The organism is Allochromatium humboldtianum (assembly GCF_013385175.1).
In the GTDB taxonomy this organism is placed as follows: domain Bacteria; phylum Pseudomonadota; class Gammaproteobacteria; order Chromatiales; family Chromatiaceae; genus Thermochromatium; species Thermochromatium humboldtianum.
The window spans coordinates 34,792-50,116 of sequence record NZ_JABZEO010000016.1 but is presented as its reverse complement, the minus strand read 5'-3'; the positions used below and the strand labels follow the sequence as shown (position 1 = coordinate 50,116).

Here is a 15,325-nt window from a genome sequence, read left to right as displayed (position 1 = left end):
GTCATCCTGTCGTTGTGCGGTGCATGATGCGGCGGGGCGAGTGGCGGGAGCTGGGGCTTTCCTTTCACCCAAGCGCGAAATCTGTAATGCTAGCGCGTCTCTCGTTCGCTCGGTCTCGGACCCATGATCCATTTCACGCTCAATGGCGAGCCGCAGGCGCTCGCGCTCGATCCGGCCACGCCCCTGCTGTGGGTGTTGCGCGATCATCTCGGACTGATAGGCACCAAGTACGGCTGCGGCGAGGGCGCCTGCGGCGCCTGTGTCGTGCGGCTCGACGGCGAGCCGGTCAAATCCTGCTCCACGCCGCTGTCGGCCGTCGAGGGGCGTTCGGTCCAGACCATCGAGGGGTTGTCGCCCGATGGTCGCCATCCGCTGCAACTGGCCTGGGTGCTGGAAGAGGCGCCGCAGTGCGGCTACTGCCAGTCGGGCCAGATCATGACGGCGGCGGCGTTGCTGGCCCAGCATCCGCGTCCGACCGACGCCCAGATCGACGCCGCCATGTCCGGGGTGCTGTGCCGTTGCGGTAGCTATGCGCGTATCCGTCGCGCCATCCATCGGGCAGCCACGCCAGAGGTCCAGGGTGGCTGATCCGCGTGCAACGACAGGACTCACGCGGCGCGATCTGCTCAAGATCGTCGCCCTGAGCGGCGGCGGGCTGGCGCTCGGCTGGGTCTGGCCGACGCGCGCGGAGACGAGTGAGACATCGGCCGCATCGGCTCCGAGCGAGTTCGAACCCAATGCCTGGATCAGCCTGCATGCCGATGGCCGCATCCAGTTGCGGCTGGCGCGCGCGGAGATGGGGCAGGGGGTCATGACCGCATTGACCATGCTGCTGGCCGAGGAACTGGAGGCGGGACTCGATCAGATCCGGATCGAGCCGGCGCCCGTCGCTCCGGTCTATACCAATCATCTGCTGGGCGAGCAGGCGACCGGCGGCGGAACATCCACCCGCGACGGCTGGGAGACGCTGCGCGAGGCCGGCGCCCTGACGCGGATGCTCATGATCGCGGCCGCCGCCCGGACCTGGGGCGTGCCCGAATCCGAATGTCGCGCGCATCGGGCCCGGGTCCGCCATGCCGACGGGGAGCGCAGTCTCGGCTATGGCGAACTGGCGGCCACGGCGGCGAGTCTGCCGGTCCCGACCTCGGTCGTGCTCAAGGACAAGTCCGACTGGACCCTGATCGGAACCAGTCAGCGCCGGCTCGACACGCCGCTCAAGGTCCGTGGCGCGGCGCGCTTCGGACTCGACGTGCGGCTGCCGGGGATGCTCCATGCCACGATCGCGCGCTGTCCGGTCATCGGCGCTGAGATCAGCGGCTGGAACGCACAGGCCGCGCGCGAAGTGCCGGGCGTGATCGACGTGTTCGCGGTGCGCCATGGCATCGCGGTCGTGGCCGAGACGAGCTGGGCGGCGCTGGCTGGGCATGCGCGGCTGGAGATCGACTGTCGGCCCCGAGTCAATACGGCGGTGGCGACCGAGCGCCTGCGCTCGCGTCTGCACATCGGCCTGAACGGACGCGCGCCCGTGGCGCTCAGGGAGGGCGACGTGAGCCGCGCCCTGGCCGCCGCCGCGCTGGAGATCGAATCGGTCTACGAGGCGCCCTTCCAGGCCCATGCCTGCATGGAGCCGATGAACTGCACCGCCGACGTGCGCCCGGACGGCTGTGACATCCACGTGCCCACCCAGTCGCCTGCGGCCACACAGGAACTGGCTCAGCGTCTCACCGGATTGCCGCCCGAGCGCATCCGGGTGCACACCACCTTTCTCGGCGGCGGTCACGGTCGGCGGCGCGAGCTGGATTTCGTGCATGACGCCGTCGAACTCTCGCACCGGCTCGGGCGGCCGGTGCAGGTCATCTGGACGCGCGCCGACGATCTTCAGCACGACTACTACCGGCCGATGACGCTGCACCGGCTGCGCGGCGGACTCGACGCGACCGGCGAACCCGTGGCCTGGTTCCATCGCGTGGTCGGGCCTTCGGTGCTCGCGCGGCGCGATCCGGGTCGCATTCGCGATGGCATCGATCCGCTCATGATCGATGGCGCGGCGAGTCTGCCCTATGGGTTCGCGCATCGGCGGCTGGAGTACCGTCGCGCCGACACGCCGGTCCCGATCGGGCTGTGGCGCGGCGATGGTCATTCGCACAATGCCTTTGCGACCGAGTGCTTTCTCGACGAGCTGGCGCGCGCGGGCGGGCGCGATCCACTGGCGTTGCGCCGGAGTCTGCTGGCCGATAGCCCCGCCCATCTGGCGCTGCTCGACCGGCTCGCCGAGCATTGGGCCGCGCCCGTACCCGATGGATTGGGGCGAGGTCTGGCGCTGGTCGAGGCCGCCGGCAGCCGCTTGGCCCTGCTGGCCGAGGTCGCGGTCGAGGAGGGGCGGGTACGCGCGCGGCGCTTCGTCGCCGTGCTGGACTGTGGGCAGGTGGTCAACCCGGATGCCGTGCGGGCGCAGATCGAGAGCGGGATCGTCTTCGGGCTGACCGCGACCCTCAAGGGCGCCATCACCTTCAGCGATGGCCGGGTCGAGCAGACCGGCTTCGGCGACTATCCGCTGTTGCGCTTCGACGAGATGCCCGAGGTCGAGTCGATCCTGATCGACAGCGACGCCCCGCCCGGCGGGGTCAGCCCCATCGCCACGCCGGCGGTGGCCCCGGCCGTGGCCAATGCGCTTCTGGCCTTGCTCGGGCGTCCGTTCAGAACGCTGCCGATCCGGCTCTAAACCGCCAGCAATCGCGCCTGCGCCTTCATCTTATTGACGATGGCATAGACGCCGACATGGCGGTTGGGACTCAGATGCTCTTCGAGTTGCAGTCCCTGGAACAGCTCGTCGACATCGAGTGCTTCGATTTCATCCGGCGTCTTGTCGTAGAACAGCCCGACCAGTAGCGCGACCACGCCCTTGATGATGGCTGTGTCGCAGTCGCCCCAGTAGGCCACTCGCCCGGCGTGCTCCGGATGCGGATGGGCGGCCACATGCACCAGACTCATGCACTCGACGACGCGATTGGCGTCGGTCTTGTGCGCGTCCGGCATGGGCGCCAGACGTTCGCCGAGTTCGACCAGATAGTGATAGCGCGACTCCCAGTCGCCCAACAGCTCGAAGTTCTCGACGATCTCGCCGATGTCTGCATTCATGCCCGAAACCACGCGCGACTAGACCCGGAAGGACTCACCGCAACCGCAGTGATCCTTGGCATTGGGATTGTGGAACTCGAAACCCTGGTTGAGCAGGTTGGTCTTGACGAAATCGATCTCCAGTCCGTCGAGCCGGCTCAGGTTCGTCTCGTCGACCACGACCTTGACGCCGTGGCTCTCGAACACCCGGTCGTCGGCGCCGAGTTCATCGGCATAGTCGACCGCATAGGTAAAGCCGCTGCATCCGCTCTTCTTGGTGGCGACGCGCAGACCCAGCCCATGCCCGCGTCGTTGGAGCTGGCTGGCGACGTGTCGGGCCGCCGCTTCGGTCAAGGTTACCGTCATCGTTTTCGCCTCGTTGAAAATCAATGTCATCGATGGGGCTGAATCTGCATCCGGCAGAGAGCCTTTTCAAGGTTGAAGCCTGTCCGGGCAGCGAGTATCGTCCGCGCCATCGACCTCGTTCTCACTGCTCAGGCCCGTCTTGCTCCCCGATTCGCTTGCTCAGTCCTCGCCAACCCCATCCGAGCGTACCATCCAGGTTCCGGTCGCCTTGGGCGTGTTGGATACGGCACTCTGTCTGAATTGGCTCCAGACCTCGACTGATCCGCAGACACCGCTGCCGGACCTGACGACCAGCGCCGAGTTCATGCCGCTGGCGCGTCAGGTGCTGGCCAGCGGCCGGCCTGTTCGCCAAACCCTTGCCCTGGATGAGGCCGCTCGCACACACCGGCTCGACCTGATCCTGACTCCCATGCTCGGCGCAGCGGGCGAGACGACCGGCGTCTTCGTCTGTGCGCTCGATCTCACCGAGACGCTGTGCGTCGAGCAGGCACTGCGCGAGAGCGAGACCCAGTTCCGGCTCATGTTCGATCTGGCGACGGTCGGCATGGCGGTCATCGACCCGAGCACCCGCCGCGTGTTGCGGGTCAACCAGCGTCTGTGCCGCATCCTCGGCTACGAGGCCGGGGAGCTGCTCGGGATGTCGTTCCAGGATCTCACCCATCCGGAGGACCGCTGGCACGACCGGCGGCGTTTCCGGCGCGCGGCGCTGCGACTGGACACCGATTATTTCACCGAGAAACGCTATGTACGCAAGGACGGCACCGTGGTCTGGGCGCTGGTGAACGCGACCTTCATCCGGGATGCGCACGGCGATCCGGTGCGTTCCGTGGCGGCCATCATCGACATCACCGACCGGCGCGAGGCCGAGACCCGTGCGCGTGATCTGGCCGCCGTGGTCGAGTCCTCGTCGGACTTCATCGGTATCGCCGGACTCGACCGGCGCGGACTCTATATCAACCCGGCCGGGCGCTCGCTGGTCGGTCTCGATGCGGAACAGGACATCACCGAGATCCGGATCGAGGATTTCTTCATGCCCGAGGATCTGGAGCAGCTGCGCCAGTCCATCCTGCCGGTGGTGGAGTCCGCCGGGCGCTGGTCTGGGGAGTTCCGCTTCCGCCATTTCGTCACCGGCGAGCCGATCGACGTCTTCTATGACGCGCTGCGCATCGACGATCCCAACACCAGGCGTCCGCTGCACTATGCCACGGTGACGCGCGACATCCGCACCGAGAAGGCCGCCGAGCAGGCGCTGCGCGAGGCCGACCGGCGCAAGGACGAGTTCCTGGCCGTGCTCGGACACGAGCTGCGCAACCCCATGGCGCCGATCCGCCATGCCGTCGAGATTCTGCGCGCGCTCGGCGTCGATGGCGACCCCCGCATCCGCTGGGCGATCGAGGTGCTCGACCGCCAGACCGCGCACATGGGCCGGCTGCTCGACGATCTGCTCGATGTGTCGCGGATCGTGCAGGGGCGCATCGAGCTGGAGCCGGTCGAGCTGCGGGTGCGCGAACTGCTCCAGCAGGCCGCCGATGGGGCGCGCGCGCTCATGGAGGAGCATCGACACCGATTCGTCTGTCGACTGCCGGCGCCCGGTTGGCGTGTCCTGGGCGATCCGGTGCGGTTGTCGCAGATCCTGCTCAACATCCTGGTCAATGCCGCCAACTACACCCCGCCCGGCGGTGAGATCCGCATCGACTCCCGCATCGAGGGCGACTCGGTGCTGATCCAGGTGCGCGACAACGGGCAGGGCATGACGGCCGAACAGCTCGATTCGTTGTTCGGACTCTTCACGCGCGGGCCGCATGCAAGCGATGCCGACAACGGCGGACTGGGGCTGGGACTGGCCATCGCGCGCCGACTCGCCGAGCTGCATGGCGGTCGTCTGGAGGCGCGCAGCGATGGCTTGGGGCGCGGCACCGAACTCTGTCTGCGGCTGCCGGTCCTCACGGACGCACCGCGCATGAATGTGAGCGCGTCTCCGGACGATCCGCCGGCACCGCCGGCAGGCGAGAAACCGCGCGTCCTGGTGGTGGACGACGATCCGGACGTGGTCGATGCTCTGGCGATGCTGCTGGAGATCCTGGGCTATCCGGTCGATGTCGCCCGTTGCGGTCCGGACGCCCTGGATTTGGTGCAGCGTCAGTGTCCACGCGTGGCTCTGCTCGACATCGGCCTACCCGGCATGGACGGGCTGGAGATCGCGCGGCGTCTGCGTGCTGACTATCCCGATCCCAAGCGTTTGAAGCTGGTCGCTTTGACCGGACTCGGCCACGAGCAGGCCCGCGAACGTTCGCTGGCCGCCGGTTTCGATGAGCATCTGGTCAAGCCGCTCGGGCGACAGGCGCTGCTGGCTCTGCTGGAGTCCTTGGGTTGATGAATCGAACAACGGAGCGCATCAATGAAAACAGCGGTCGCGATTCGGCACGTGGCATTCGAAGACCTGGGGGCTTTCGCCGGGGTGCTGACCCAGCGCGGCTGGGCCTTGCGCTATCTGGAGGCCGGCGTCGACCGGCTCGACGACATCGATCCCACTGAGCCGGACCTGCTGGTCGTGCTGGGCGGGCCGATCGGCGCCTACGAAGAGGCGAGCTATCCGTTCATCCGCGACGAGTTAAGCCTGCTGGAAAGACGCTTGCAGGCCGATCGCCCGACGCTTGGGATTTGTCTGGGCGCGCAGATGATGGCGCGGGCGCTCGGGGCGCGTGTCTATCCGGGACCGTGCAAAGAGATCGGCTGGACGCCGCTGCGCCTGTCGCCGGAGGGGCAGGTCTCGCCGCTGGCGCACCTCGATGGCGCCCTGACCTCGATGCTGCACTGGCACGGCGACACCTTCGATCTTCCAAGCAACGCCACGCAACTGGCCTCCACCGATCTGTATCCCAACCAAGCTTTCTCGTGGGGGCGCTCGGCGCTTGCGCTCCAGTGTCACCCGGAAGTCCGCGCCGACCAGCTCGAACGCTGGCTGATCGGTCATGCCAGCGAACTAGCGGCTGCCGGGATCTCGATCCCGGACTTGCGCGCCGAGAGTGCACGTCTGGCGCCGACCCTGGAGCAACAGGGCCGGCGGTTCTTCGACGCCTGGCTCAGTACGATCGAGTCACGCCCATAGCCACTCTGCTCGTCCGGTAGGCAGCGGAACCTGAAGTTGCTAGGCTAGCCGAATGCCACCGGCTGGAAGCGGCGACATCGACAACAACGCCGGAACAGCAGCGTCTGGCGTTATCTGAACGCGCGGGCGCAAAACGTAAAGCAGCGGATGAACACAACGCATGACCTCGGACCGACTCCTAGCTTCGACCGACCGCGAAGAGGCCTTGTCGCGCGCTTATGTGCAAGCCGTAGCCGCCGATGCCGGCTATGTGGTGGCCAGCCTGGACTTCGACCGCGACGGCATCGATTACGTCATCAAGGCCGGTGGACGGATGCGTCCTTCGCTGGGTATCCAACTCAAGGCCACCACCCAGCTTGGCGAACCGCACGAGGGACACTACCGCTACGCTCTCAAACGCCGGAACTACGACCTGCTACGCGAGCCGACTCAGACCCCACGGGTGCTCGTCGTGCTCGCTCTGCCACAGGACGAAGCCGAGTGGCTGACGGTCACTGACGAGGAATTGGTTCTGCGCCGCTGCGCCTATTGGGTCTCGTTGACCAATCTTCCGGAAACCGACAACCGCACATCCGTGACGGTCTCATTGCCCGCCCATCAGCGCTTCGATGTCGATGCGTTGCGCGATTTGATGGAGCAATCGAGACGAGGAACGATCCGATGAAGATCCAGATCCGTGATGTTCAAGCCCTGCGCGCCATCACGCCCGCTGCGCTTGCGGCCTATGTGCGCGGCGAGGGTTGGGAGCGTCTCGAACCCTATGGTCAACATGCCGATGTCTATGCCCATCCACATCAGCCCGAGTTGATCATCCCACGCACCCAGGCGATCGCCGACTATGCCTCCGTCGTCGCGGAACTGATCGCGATTCTGACCGAGGCCACCGAACGGGATGCGCTCACACTCTATCGAGATCTGCTCGGCGCTGATCACGACGTGATCCGAGTCCGTGCCGTTGGGAATACTGAAGATGGCTCAGTGAGCCTAGCCACAGGTGAGGGGCTGGTGACACAGACTCGCGAGATGCTGCTGGCCGCCGCTTGTGCCGTCTCCAATCCGCGCGCCCTGTATCGCGCCGGCGCCAATCGCGAGGCCAACGAGTACGTCCAGCGGGTTCGCCTGGGGCAGACCGAGCACGGCAGCTTCGTAGTCAAGCTCCTGGCTCCTGTGCCGCCACTGTTGCAGGCGTCGCTCGATCCGGCTTGGCTCCCCTTCGACGACGAGCCTTATGAGCGCAAGGTGACGCGGCGCCTGATGGAAGCGCTGACGGCCTGTAACCAAGCCGCCGAGCAAGCCACGACAGCGGGCATGGACGCCTTCGAGCGGGCCGTCGGCGTCGGAGTCAGCGCCAATCTGTGCGAGGCGGTCGCCAAGCTCATCCAATACGCCGATCGTCTGGAGGTCGGCGTCACCTGGGCGCGCACCCGCCCCGGCGCCACGCCCCATCAGCGCGTGCGCTTCTCAACGAGTACGGGTGCGATTCTGAGCGAAGCGGCGCGAAATTTTCGCGAACGGCACTCGCGCCCTGACATGGAGCTGTTCGGAACCGTCTACCAGCTCCAGCGCGACCACAAGGAGGCCGAGGGCCGGGTGACGCTTCGGGCCGTGATCGACGGCAAGATTCAGTCCGTCCAAACGACCCTCGACGAGGCCGGCTACAGTCAAGCCGTTCAGGCCCATGATCAACAACTGCCGGTGCTGATCCGTGGTGATCTGGAACGCAGCGGGCAGCGTTGGCGGCTCACCAGTGCGGAGCTGGTCAGCGTCGGCCTGGGGGAGGACGAGGACATCGCATCCGACTGATGTACGCCATCAATGCCGATGCTCGGCCACCCGCATACTGGAGGCCGAGGCCATGTCGAGCAGCCCGCGCATCAGCACCGCACGCTCGGTCGTCGGCAGGGTTTCGATCAACGCCTGCTTGTCCTCGGGACTGAGCGGCAAGTGGGCGCACAGCAGATTGGTCAGCTCCTGATCGGCCAGTTTCTCGATGTCGTCCCAGGGGATCTCGACGCCATGCAATTGGCAATAGGTCTTGAGCGAGCCGAGAAAACCGGGGCGATCCGGGATGCGCTGCTCATCGCCATGATAGTCGGCGGCGAAACGCTCCCAGTCGACCCGCGCGCGCCGATAGCCGTTGTGCTCCTCGATCTCGCGCGTCACCTGGAAACGGCACACCCCGGTCAGCACCAGGATGATGCGCCCGTCCGGCGTCTCGCTGTAGGAGGTGATGCGTCCGGCACAACCGACGCGATGGATCTCGGGCACATCATCCATCAGGGTTTCGCTGGTCGGCTGGATCATGCCGATCAGATGATTCGAGGCCAGCGCATCGGCGACCAGGCTCAGATAACGCGGCTCGAAGATATTGAGCGGCAGTTGCACGCCCGGCATCACCACGGCCCCGGCCAGCGGAAACAGCGGCAGGGCAGGCGGCAGGTCGGAGAACTTGGGGAAGAACGGGGTACGAGTCATCAATGAAGGCTCCAGTCGAACCGCGCGATGAATCCTGAATTCCGGTGGAGGTGAAAATACCCTTTTTCACGCTGGACCTGTCCTGAAATGGGGCATCGCCCCCGAATCACCAGTCTCCCACTGTCGCGAACCTGGAAATCCCCGCGTCCGACCGCACCTTCCCGACCGACGGCCCCACGCGGGCGCCATCCATCGATCACGAGGGAACCCATGTCGGATACATCAGCCACTCAGGACCGGATCGACGCCGCGCGCGCGGCACTCGCCGAGCAGTACCCCAGGGTGCGCCGTTTCTCGGAACGACTCTGCGAGCCGCTGGAGATCGAGGACTACGGCTTGCAGACCGCCGTCGAGGCCAGTCCGCCCAAATGGCATCTGGCTCATGTCTCCTGGTTCTACGAGACCTTTCTGCTGCGCCCCTTCCTGCCGGGCTATCAGGTCTTCCATCCGCGCTTCGAGTATCTGTTCAACAGCTATTACGAGCAGACCGGCACCGGCTTCTGGCCGCGTCACGAACGCGGTCTGCTCGCACGCCCGACGGTGGCTGAGGTCTATGACTACCGGCGGCATGTCGATGCGGCCATGGCACGTCTGATCGCCGAGTGTCCGGCCGCCGACTGGTCGACCGTCGAGCAGCGTCTGCGCATCGGACTCAACCACGAACAGCAGCATCAGGAACTGCTCGTCACCGACATCAAGCGCCACTTCGCCCACAACCCGCTGCGTCCGGCCTATCGCGCCGATCTGCCCACCACGACGCCGAGCAGGCCTGCGCCGCTCCAGTGGCTCGACTTCGAGGGCGGTCTGATCGAGGTCGGCGCCACGGGCGAGGATTTCCACTACGACAATGAAGCGCCGCGTCATCGCGTCTTCGTCGCCCCCTTCACGCTCGCCGACCGGGCCGTGACCAACGGCGAATTCCTGGAATTCATCCAGGACGGCGGCTACCGGAACACCGGACTCTGGCTCTCGGACGGCTGGGCGGCGGTCAAGCAGCAGGGCTGGCGCGCGCCGCTCTACTGGGAGGAACGCGACGGCGAGTGGTGGCTGATGACGCTCTCCGGCATGCGTCCGCTCGACCCGGCCGAACCGGTCTGCCATGTCAGCTATTACGAGGCCGACGCCTATGCCACCTGGGCCGGCAAGCGGCTGCCGACCGAGTGCGAGTGGGAGCACGCCGCGCAGGGGCAGCCGATCGCCGGCAACTTCGTCGACGACGGCGTGCTGCATCCGCGTCCGGCTCGACCGGGCGCCGGACTCAAGCAGCTCTTCGGCGACGTCTGGGAGTGGACCGGCTCGGCCTATCTGCCCTATCCCGGCTATCGTGCCGCACCGGGCGCGCTCGGCGAGTACAACGGCAAATTCATGTGCAACCAGATGGTGCTGCGCGGCGGCTCCTGCGCGACCTCGCGCGATCACGTCCGTCCGACCTATCGCAACTTCTTCTATCCTCACGAACGCTGGCAGTTCATGGGCTTCCGGCTGGCGGAGGTGGCAGCATGAGACTGGACACGGCAGCATTAAAGGCTTCACCGATGACACAGGGACATACCGGACAGCGCGAGCGCGCCGAGTCGCGCATCCGCTTCTTCGACTTCCATCCGACCACGGCCGACGTGCGCGCCGAGGTGCTGGACGGTTTGAGCCGGCCGCGCAAGCGGCTGCCGCCCAAGCTGTTCTACGATCAGCACGGCTCGCAGCTGTTCGACGCCATCACCGAGCTGCCCGAGTATTACCCGACCCGCACCGAGATCCAAATCCTGCGCGAGCATGGCGCGGCCATGGCCGACCGGCTCGGGCGCGGCTCGGTACTCATCGAGCTGGGCAGCGGCAGCAGTCTCAAGATCCAAACCCTGCTCGCCGCGCTCCAGCCCAGGGTCTACATCCCGGTCGACATCTCCAAGGCCCATCTGCTCGAATCGGCCCAGGCGCTCGCCGAGCGCTTCCCGGAGCTGTCGATCCGCGCCGCCTGCGCCGATTATTCCGGCCCCTTCGAGCTGCCGCTGGAATCGGACTGGCGCGATCTGGCCGCTTTCTTCCCCGGATCGAGCATCGGCAACTTCGATCCGGACGAGGCGCGCGCCTTCCTCAAACGGGTGGCGCGCGTGCTGGGTCCGGGCGGACGCCTGCTGATCGGGGTGGATCTCAAGAAGGAGCGCGCGGTGCTGGACGCCGCCTACAACGACGCCCAGGGCGTGACGGCAGCCTTCAACCTCAATCTGCTCACCCGGCTCAACCGCGAGCTGGGCGCCGATTTCGAGGTCGATGCCTTCCGCCATCGCGCCTTCTTCAACGAGGAAGCCGGCCGCATCGAGATGCATCTGGTCAGTCGAGGCAATCAGCGTGTGCGCGTGGCCGGGCAGGTGTTCGACTTCCGGCTCGGTGAGACCATCCATACCGAGAACTCCTACAAATACGGCATCGAGGACTTCCAGCGGCTGGCGCGCTCGGCGGGCTTCGTCTCCGAGCAGGTGTGGACCGACGCCGATGATCTGTTCAGCGTCCACTGTCTGATCGTGGAGGAGGCCTGATCTCCGTCGCATGGCATGCGACGGCCTGGCGTTCGCCCGCGCTTTGGAGGCGATGGCCGTTTTCATCGTTTCAAGCGGACCTGATACCATCGCGTCTTCGATGGTTTTCCAACGGCCACTGGTGTGGGAGCGAGCGCCATGTCACTGATCCAACCCTTCGCCGGTCTGCGTCCGGCGCCCGGTCGTGCGGCCGAGGTCGCCGCGCCGCCCTATGACGTGCTGAACACCGCCGAGGCGCGGCGTCTGGTCGAGGGGCGACCCTGGAGCTTTCTGCACATCTCGCGCGCCGAGGTCGATCTGCCCGAGGACACGGACCCCTATGCGTCCGAGGTCTATGCCAAGGCCCATGAGAACCTGGAGCGGATGCTGGCCGAAGGCGTGCTGGTCCGCGATCCTGAGCCGTATTACTACGTCTATCGGCTGATCCGGGGCGAGCATGTCCAGACCGGGCTGGTGGTCTCGGCCTCGATTGCCGACTATGACGCCGGGCGCATCAAGAAACACGAGTTCACCCGCCCGTCCAAGGAAGACGACCGCGTGCGCCAGATCCAGGCGCTCGACGCCCAGACCGGGCCGGTGCTGCTGGCCTATCGCGCCACGCCCGAGATCGACCGGACGCTCGCCGCCGTGGCGGCCGATCAGCCGCCCGAGGTCGACATCACCGCCGCCGATGGTGTGCGTCATCAGCTCTGGCCAGTCGTCGGGCGCGATGTGATCGAGTATCTGACTCAGGCTTTCGAGCGGCTCGACAGTCTCTACATCGCCGACGGACATCATCGCTCGGCGGCGGCTTCGCGCGTCGCGGCCTCGCGACGGTGCGGGGATCAGGATAGAGAGGCCGCCGAGGCGCATCAGGGCTTCCTCGCCGTCGTCTTCCCGCACGATCAGATGCGTATCCTCGATTACAACCGACTGGTGCGCGATCTCAACGGTCTGGACGCCGGGGCTTTCCTGGAACGGGTCGCGGACTGCTTCACCGTCGAGCCGTCCGGCACGCCGGTCTCACCCGAGCGCCCGGGCGTCTTCGGGATGTATCTCCAGGGTGTCTGGTATCGGCTGACGCTCTCCGATGCCATCCCGCCCGCCGCCGATCCGGTCGCGGCCCTGGACGTGAGCCGGTTGCAGGAGCATCTGCTCGGCCCGATCCTCGGCATCCAGGATCCGCGCCGCGACGAGCGCATCGACTTCGTCGGCGGCATCCGGGGACTGGCCGGCCTGACCGCGCGCGTCGACTCGGGCGAGATGGCTGTGGCCTTCGCCCTGCATCCGACCCGCCTGGAAGAGTTGATGGCCGTGGCCGACCGGGGCGACGTCATGCCGCCCAAGTCCACCTGGTTCGAACCCAAGCTCGCCGATGGGCTGGTCAGCCTGGTTCTCTAGGGCTCGTCCCAAGGAGCTGTCCAGAGGCCGCCGCTGACGGACGACCGCTGATTGCTGGAGACTGCACGCACTTCTCATGGTCAAACCACTCTACAACCTCCCCGAGCCGCACACCGACGACGCGGAGGCGATCCGGCACTGGCTCGACAGTCTGGAGACTCAGTATCCGGTCGACGAGCGCGCCTGTCTCGCCCGTGCCTGCGAGGTGCTGGCGCACTGCCGGGGCGAGCCGCGCCCCGATACCGGCGAGACCCCGATCCGCCACGGACTCTCCACCGCCGACATCCTGGCGCGCCTGCGCATGGATCACGAGACCCTGGTCGCGGCCCTGCTCAAGGGCTGTCTGGACTGGAGCGGCGGCGAGCTGACCGAGGCGGCACGGCTGGAGGACTTCGGCCCCGGCATCGCGCGCATGGTCGACGACCTGACGCGCATCGATCAGCTCGCCAACGTCGAGGCCGTGATCGCCGCCAAGGACCAGCCCCAGCACGAGGAGAACCTGCGCCGTCTGCTGCTCGGCATCGCCGAGGACGTGCGCGTGGTGCTGGTGGTGCTGGCCGAGCGGGTGCATCTGATGCGCGCGATCAAGGATCTGGAACCCGAGCGGCGCACCAAGATCGCGCGCGACACCCAGCGCGTCTATGCCCCGCTGGCCAACCGGCTCGGCATCTGGCAGATCAAATGGGAGCTGGAAGACCTGTCGCTGCGCTATCTCCAGCCCGAGGAATACCGGCGCATCGCCAGACTGCTGGCCGAGCGGCGCGAGGAGCGCGAGCACTATATCGCCGAGGTCATGGCGACTCTGCGCGAGAAGTTCGACGAGCTGGGCATCGGCGCCGAGATCACCGGCCGTCCCAAACACATCTACAGCATCTGGAAGAAGATGCAGCGCAAGAACGTCGACATCGCCGACATCTTCGACCTGCGCGCCGTGCGCATCCTGGTCGACTCGGTGGCCGACTGCTATGCCGCGCTCGGCGTGGTGCATGGGCTCTGGCGCCATATCCCCAAGGAGTTCGACGACTACATCGCCACCCCCAAGGGCAACTTCTATCAGTCGCTGCACACAGCGGTCGAGGGGCCGGAGGCCAAGGCGCTGGAGGTGCAGATCCGCACCCACGCCATGCACCAGCACGCTGAGTTCGGCGTGGCGGCGCACTGGGCCTACAAGGAGGCCAAGGGCCATGATGCCGAGTTCCAGCGCCGTGTGGTCTGGATGCGCCAGTGGTTGGAGACCAAGAACGAGGATGAGGCTGCCGGCGAGCGTCTGGAGCGCTTCAAGGCCGAGTTCGAGCCGGCGCACATCTATGTGCTCACGCCCCAGTCCAAGGTGGTCGAGCTGCCCAAGGGCGCCACACCGCTCGACTTCGCCTATGCCATCCATTCCGAGATCGGCAACCGCTGCCGGGGCGCCAAGGTCAATGACCGCATCGTCCCGCTCAATCACACACTCCACAGCGGCGACACGGTCGAGATCCTGACCCAGAAGAACACTGCCCCGAGCCGTGACTGGCTCAGTCCGCATCACGGCTATCTGACCACGGCGCGCGCGCGCAACCGGGTGCGCCAGTGGTTCAAGCAGCAGGACTTCGACAAACATCTGCACGAGGGACGCGGGCTGCTGGAGCGCGAGCTGGCGCGGCTCGGCATCGCGGACAAACCGCATCTCGACGAGATCGCGCTGCGCTTCAACTTCAAGCGCGGCGACGACGTGCTCGCCGCCATCGGACGCGGTGATCTGGCCGTCGGTCAGGTGGCGCGTCAGGTCGGCGAACCCAAGGCCGAGGAAGCCAAGGAACGCGAGCGCGAACCCGAGATCAAGCCGCGTCCGCCGCGCCATCACAAGCCGGGGGCGGGCAGCGATGTCGTGATCGAGGGCGTCGACGATCTCATGACCCACATGGCGCCCTGCTGCAAGCCGGTGCCCGATGATCCCATCATCGGCTTCGTCACCCGTGGGCGCGGCGTGACCATCCATCGGCGCGACTGCGGCAACATCCGCCATCTGGGCGCCGAGGAGCGCGAGCGTCTGATCGAGGCGCATTGGGCCGACCGCTCGGGGCCGAGTCACTATCCGGTCGATCTGCTGGTGGTGGCCGCCGATCGCAAGGGGTTGCTGCGCGACGTCAGTTCGATCTTCGCCGATGCCGACGTCGATGTGATCGGGGTCGAGACCCATTCGGAGAAGAGCACGGACACGGCCTCGATGCGCTTCACCATCGAGGTCGAGGACAATGCCCATCTCTCTCGTCTGATGACCAAGCTCCAGCAGCTCCCCGAGGTCCATCAGGTCCGCCGCTTCCATTGATTCCAGGCGGCGAGCCGCTGCTCGCCGTCCGCGTCACGC

General features: G+C 66.6%; 13 protein-coding genes. 10 read left to right on the top strand and 3 right to left on the bottom strand.

The window, feature by feature from the left end:
* Window positions 1-123 precede the first annotated feature (123 nt).
* Both HW932_RS17960 and HW932_RS17955 read left to right on the top strand, forming a co-directional pair.
* Window positions 124-588 (top strand): (2Fe-2S)-binding protein, encoded by a 465-nt coding sequence (locus HW932_RS17960; protein ID WP_176977862.1) that lies wholly within the window; start codon window positions 124-126, stop codon window positions 586-588.
* Window positions 581-2,722: a molybdopterin cofactor-binding domain-containing protein gene (locus HW932_RS17955; protein ID WP_176977861.1), complete on the top strand. Its 2,142-nt coding sequence runs from the start codon at window positions 581-583 to the stop codon at window positions 2,720-2,722. Before HW932_RS17960 ends, HW932_RS17955 begins: the two co-directional genes overlap by 8 nt.
* Here HW932_RS17955 and HW932_RS17950 read toward each other — a convergent pair.
* Window positions 2,719-3,138: a SufE family protein gene (locus HW932_RS17950; protein WP_176977860.1), complete on the bottom strand. Its 420-nt coding sequence runs from the start codon at window positions 3,136-3,138 to the stop codon at window positions 2,719-2,721. The genes HW932_RS17955 and HW932_RS17950 overlap by 4 nt on opposite strands.
* 18 nt (window positions 3,139-3,156) lie before the next feature.
* Window positions 3,157-3,483 carry a HesB/IscA family protein gene (locus HW932_RS17945; RefSeq protein WP_176977859.1) on the bottom strand — a complete coding sequence of 109 codons (327 nt, stop codon included), beginning with the start codon at window positions 3,481-3,483 and terminating at the stop codon, window positions 3,157-3,159.
* A 214-nt stretch (window positions 3,484-3,697) separates the two neighbouring features.
* On the opposite strand from HW932_RS17945, the gene HW932_RS17940 reads away from it, so the two are divergent.
* The 4 genes from HW932_RS17940 (at window position 3,698) to HW932_RS17925 (ending at window position 8,395) form a co-directional block, all read left to right on the top strand.
* The gene (locus HW932_RS17940; protein WP_343047408.1) at window positions 3,698-5,857 is read left to right on the top strand and encodes a PAS domain-containing hybrid sensor histidine kinase/response regulator; all 2,160 of its coding nucleotides are present in this window, start codon (window positions 3,698-3,700) and stop codon (window positions 5,855-5,857) included.
* Window positions 5,858-5,881: 24 nt separating this feature from the next.
* Window positions 5,882-6,592, top strand: a complete 711-nt coding sequence (locus HW932_RS17935; protein WP_176977858.1) for a glutamine amidotransferase — start codon at window positions 5,882-5,884, stop codon at window positions 6,590-6,592.
* 160 nt (window positions 6,593-6,752) lie between these two features.
* Window positions 6,753-7,256 carry a DUF4365 domain-containing protein gene (locus HW932_RS17930; RefSeq protein ID WP_176977857.1) on the top strand — a complete coding sequence of 168 codons (504 nt, stop codon included), beginning with the start codon at window positions 6,753-6,755 and terminating at the stop codon, window positions 7,254-7,256.
* Window positions 7,253-8,395 carry a hypothetical protein gene (locus tag HW932_RS17925; RefSeq protein WP_176977856.1) on the top strand — a complete coding sequence of 381 codons (1,143 nt, stop codon included), beginning with the start codon at window positions 7,253-7,255 and terminating at the stop codon, window positions 8,393-8,395. The genes HW932_RS17930 and HW932_RS17925 overlap by 4 nt, the downstream gene beginning before the upstream one ends.
* 9 nt (window positions 8,396-8,404) lie before the next feature.
* Here HW932_RS17925 and HW932_RS17920 read toward each other — a convergent pair whose 3' ends face one another.
* Window positions 8,405-9,067, bottom strand: a complete 663-nt coding sequence (locus HW932_RS17920) for an LON peptidase substrate-binding domain-containing protein (RefSeq protein WP_176977855.1) — start codon at window positions 9,065-9,067, stop codon at window positions 8,405-8,407.
* A 210-nt stretch (window positions 9,068-9,277) separates the two neighbouring features.
* Here HW932_RS17920 and egtB point away from each other — a divergent pair, with 210 nt between their 5' ends.
* The 4 genes from egtB (at window position 9,278) to HW932_RS17900 (ending at window position 15,286) form a co-directional block, all read left to right on the top strand.
* On the top strand, window positions 9,278-10,570 hold the full coding sequence (gene egtB, locus HW932_RS17915; protein WP_176977854.1) for an ergothioneine biosynthesis protein EgtB: 1,293 nt from the start codon (window positions 9,278-9,280) through the stop codon (window positions 10,568-10,570).
* Window positions 10,571-10,602: 32 nt separating this feature from the next.
* A complete protein-coding gene (gene egtD / locus HW932_RS17910) occupies window positions 10,603-11,598 on the top strand; it encodes an L-histidine N(alpha)-methyltransferase (protein ID WP_246296917.1) in 996 nt (331 codons plus the stop codon).
* A gap of 138 nt (window positions 11,599-11,736) precedes the next feature.
* On the top strand, window positions 11,737-12,978 hold the full coding sequence (locus HW932_RS17905) for a DUF1015 domain-containing protein (RefSeq protein WP_176977852.1): 1,242 nt from the start codon (window positions 11,737-11,739) through the stop codon (window positions 12,976-12,978).
* A 76-nt stretch (window positions 12,979-13,054) separates the two neighbouring features.
* The gene (locus tag HW932_RS17900; RefSeq protein WP_176977851.1) at window positions 13,055-15,286 is read left to right on the top strand and encodes a RelA/SpoT family protein; all 2,232 of its coding nucleotides are present in this window, start codon (window positions 13,055-13,057) and stop codon (window positions 15,284-15,286) included.
* The last annotated feature ends 39 nt before the right edge of the window (window positions 15,287-15,325 follow it).

What these genes read in the sequence shown, in the direction of transcription:
- HW932_RS17960 (WP_176977862.1), top strand. Translation starts at nt 124, where the DNA reads ATGATCCATTTCACGCTCAATGGCGAGCCGCAGGCGCTCGCGCTCGAT.
- HW932_RS17950 (WP_176977860.1), bottom strand. Translation starts at nt 3,138, where the DNA reads ATGAATGCAGACATCGGCGAGATCGTCGAGAACTTCGAGCTGTTGGGC.
- HW932_RS17945 (WP_176977859.1), bottom strand. Translation starts at nt 3,483, where the DNA reads ATGACGGTAACCTTGACCGAAGCGGCGGCCCGACACGTCGCCAGCCAG.
- HW932_RS17935 (WP_176977858.1), top strand. Translation starts at nt 5,882, where the DNA reads ATGAAAACAGCGGTCGCGATTCGGCACGTGGCATTCGAAGACCTGGGG.
- HW932_RS17930 (WP_176977857.1), top strand. Translation starts at nt 6,753, where the DNA reads ATGACCTCGGACCGACTCCTAGCTTCGACCGACCGCGAAGAGGCCTTG.
- HW932_RS17925 (WP_176977856.1), top strand. Translation starts at nt 7,253, where the DNA reads ATGAAGATCCAGATCCGTGATGTTCAAGCCCTGCGCGCCATCACGCCC.
- HW932_RS17920 (WP_176977855.1), bottom strand. Translation starts at nt 9,067, where the DNA reads ATGACTCGTACCCCGTTCTTCCCCAAGTTCTCCGACCTGCCGCCTGCC.
- egtB (WP_176977854.1), top strand. Translation starts at nt 9,278, where the DNA reads ATGTCGGATACATCAGCCACTCAGGACCGGATCGACGCCGCGCGCGCG.
- egtD (WP_246296917.1), top strand. Translation starts at nt 10,603, where the DNA reads ATGACACAGGGACATACCGGACAGCGCGAGCGCGCCGAGTCGCGCATC.
- HW932_RS17905 (WP_176977852.1), top strand. Translation starts at nt 11,737, where the DNA reads ATGTCACTGATCCAACCCTTCGCCGGTCTGCGTCCGGCGCCCGGTCGT.
- HW932_RS17900 (WP_176977851.1), top strand. Translation starts at nt 13,055, where the DNA reads ATGGTCAAACCACTCTACAACCTCCCCGAGCCGCACACCGACGACGCG.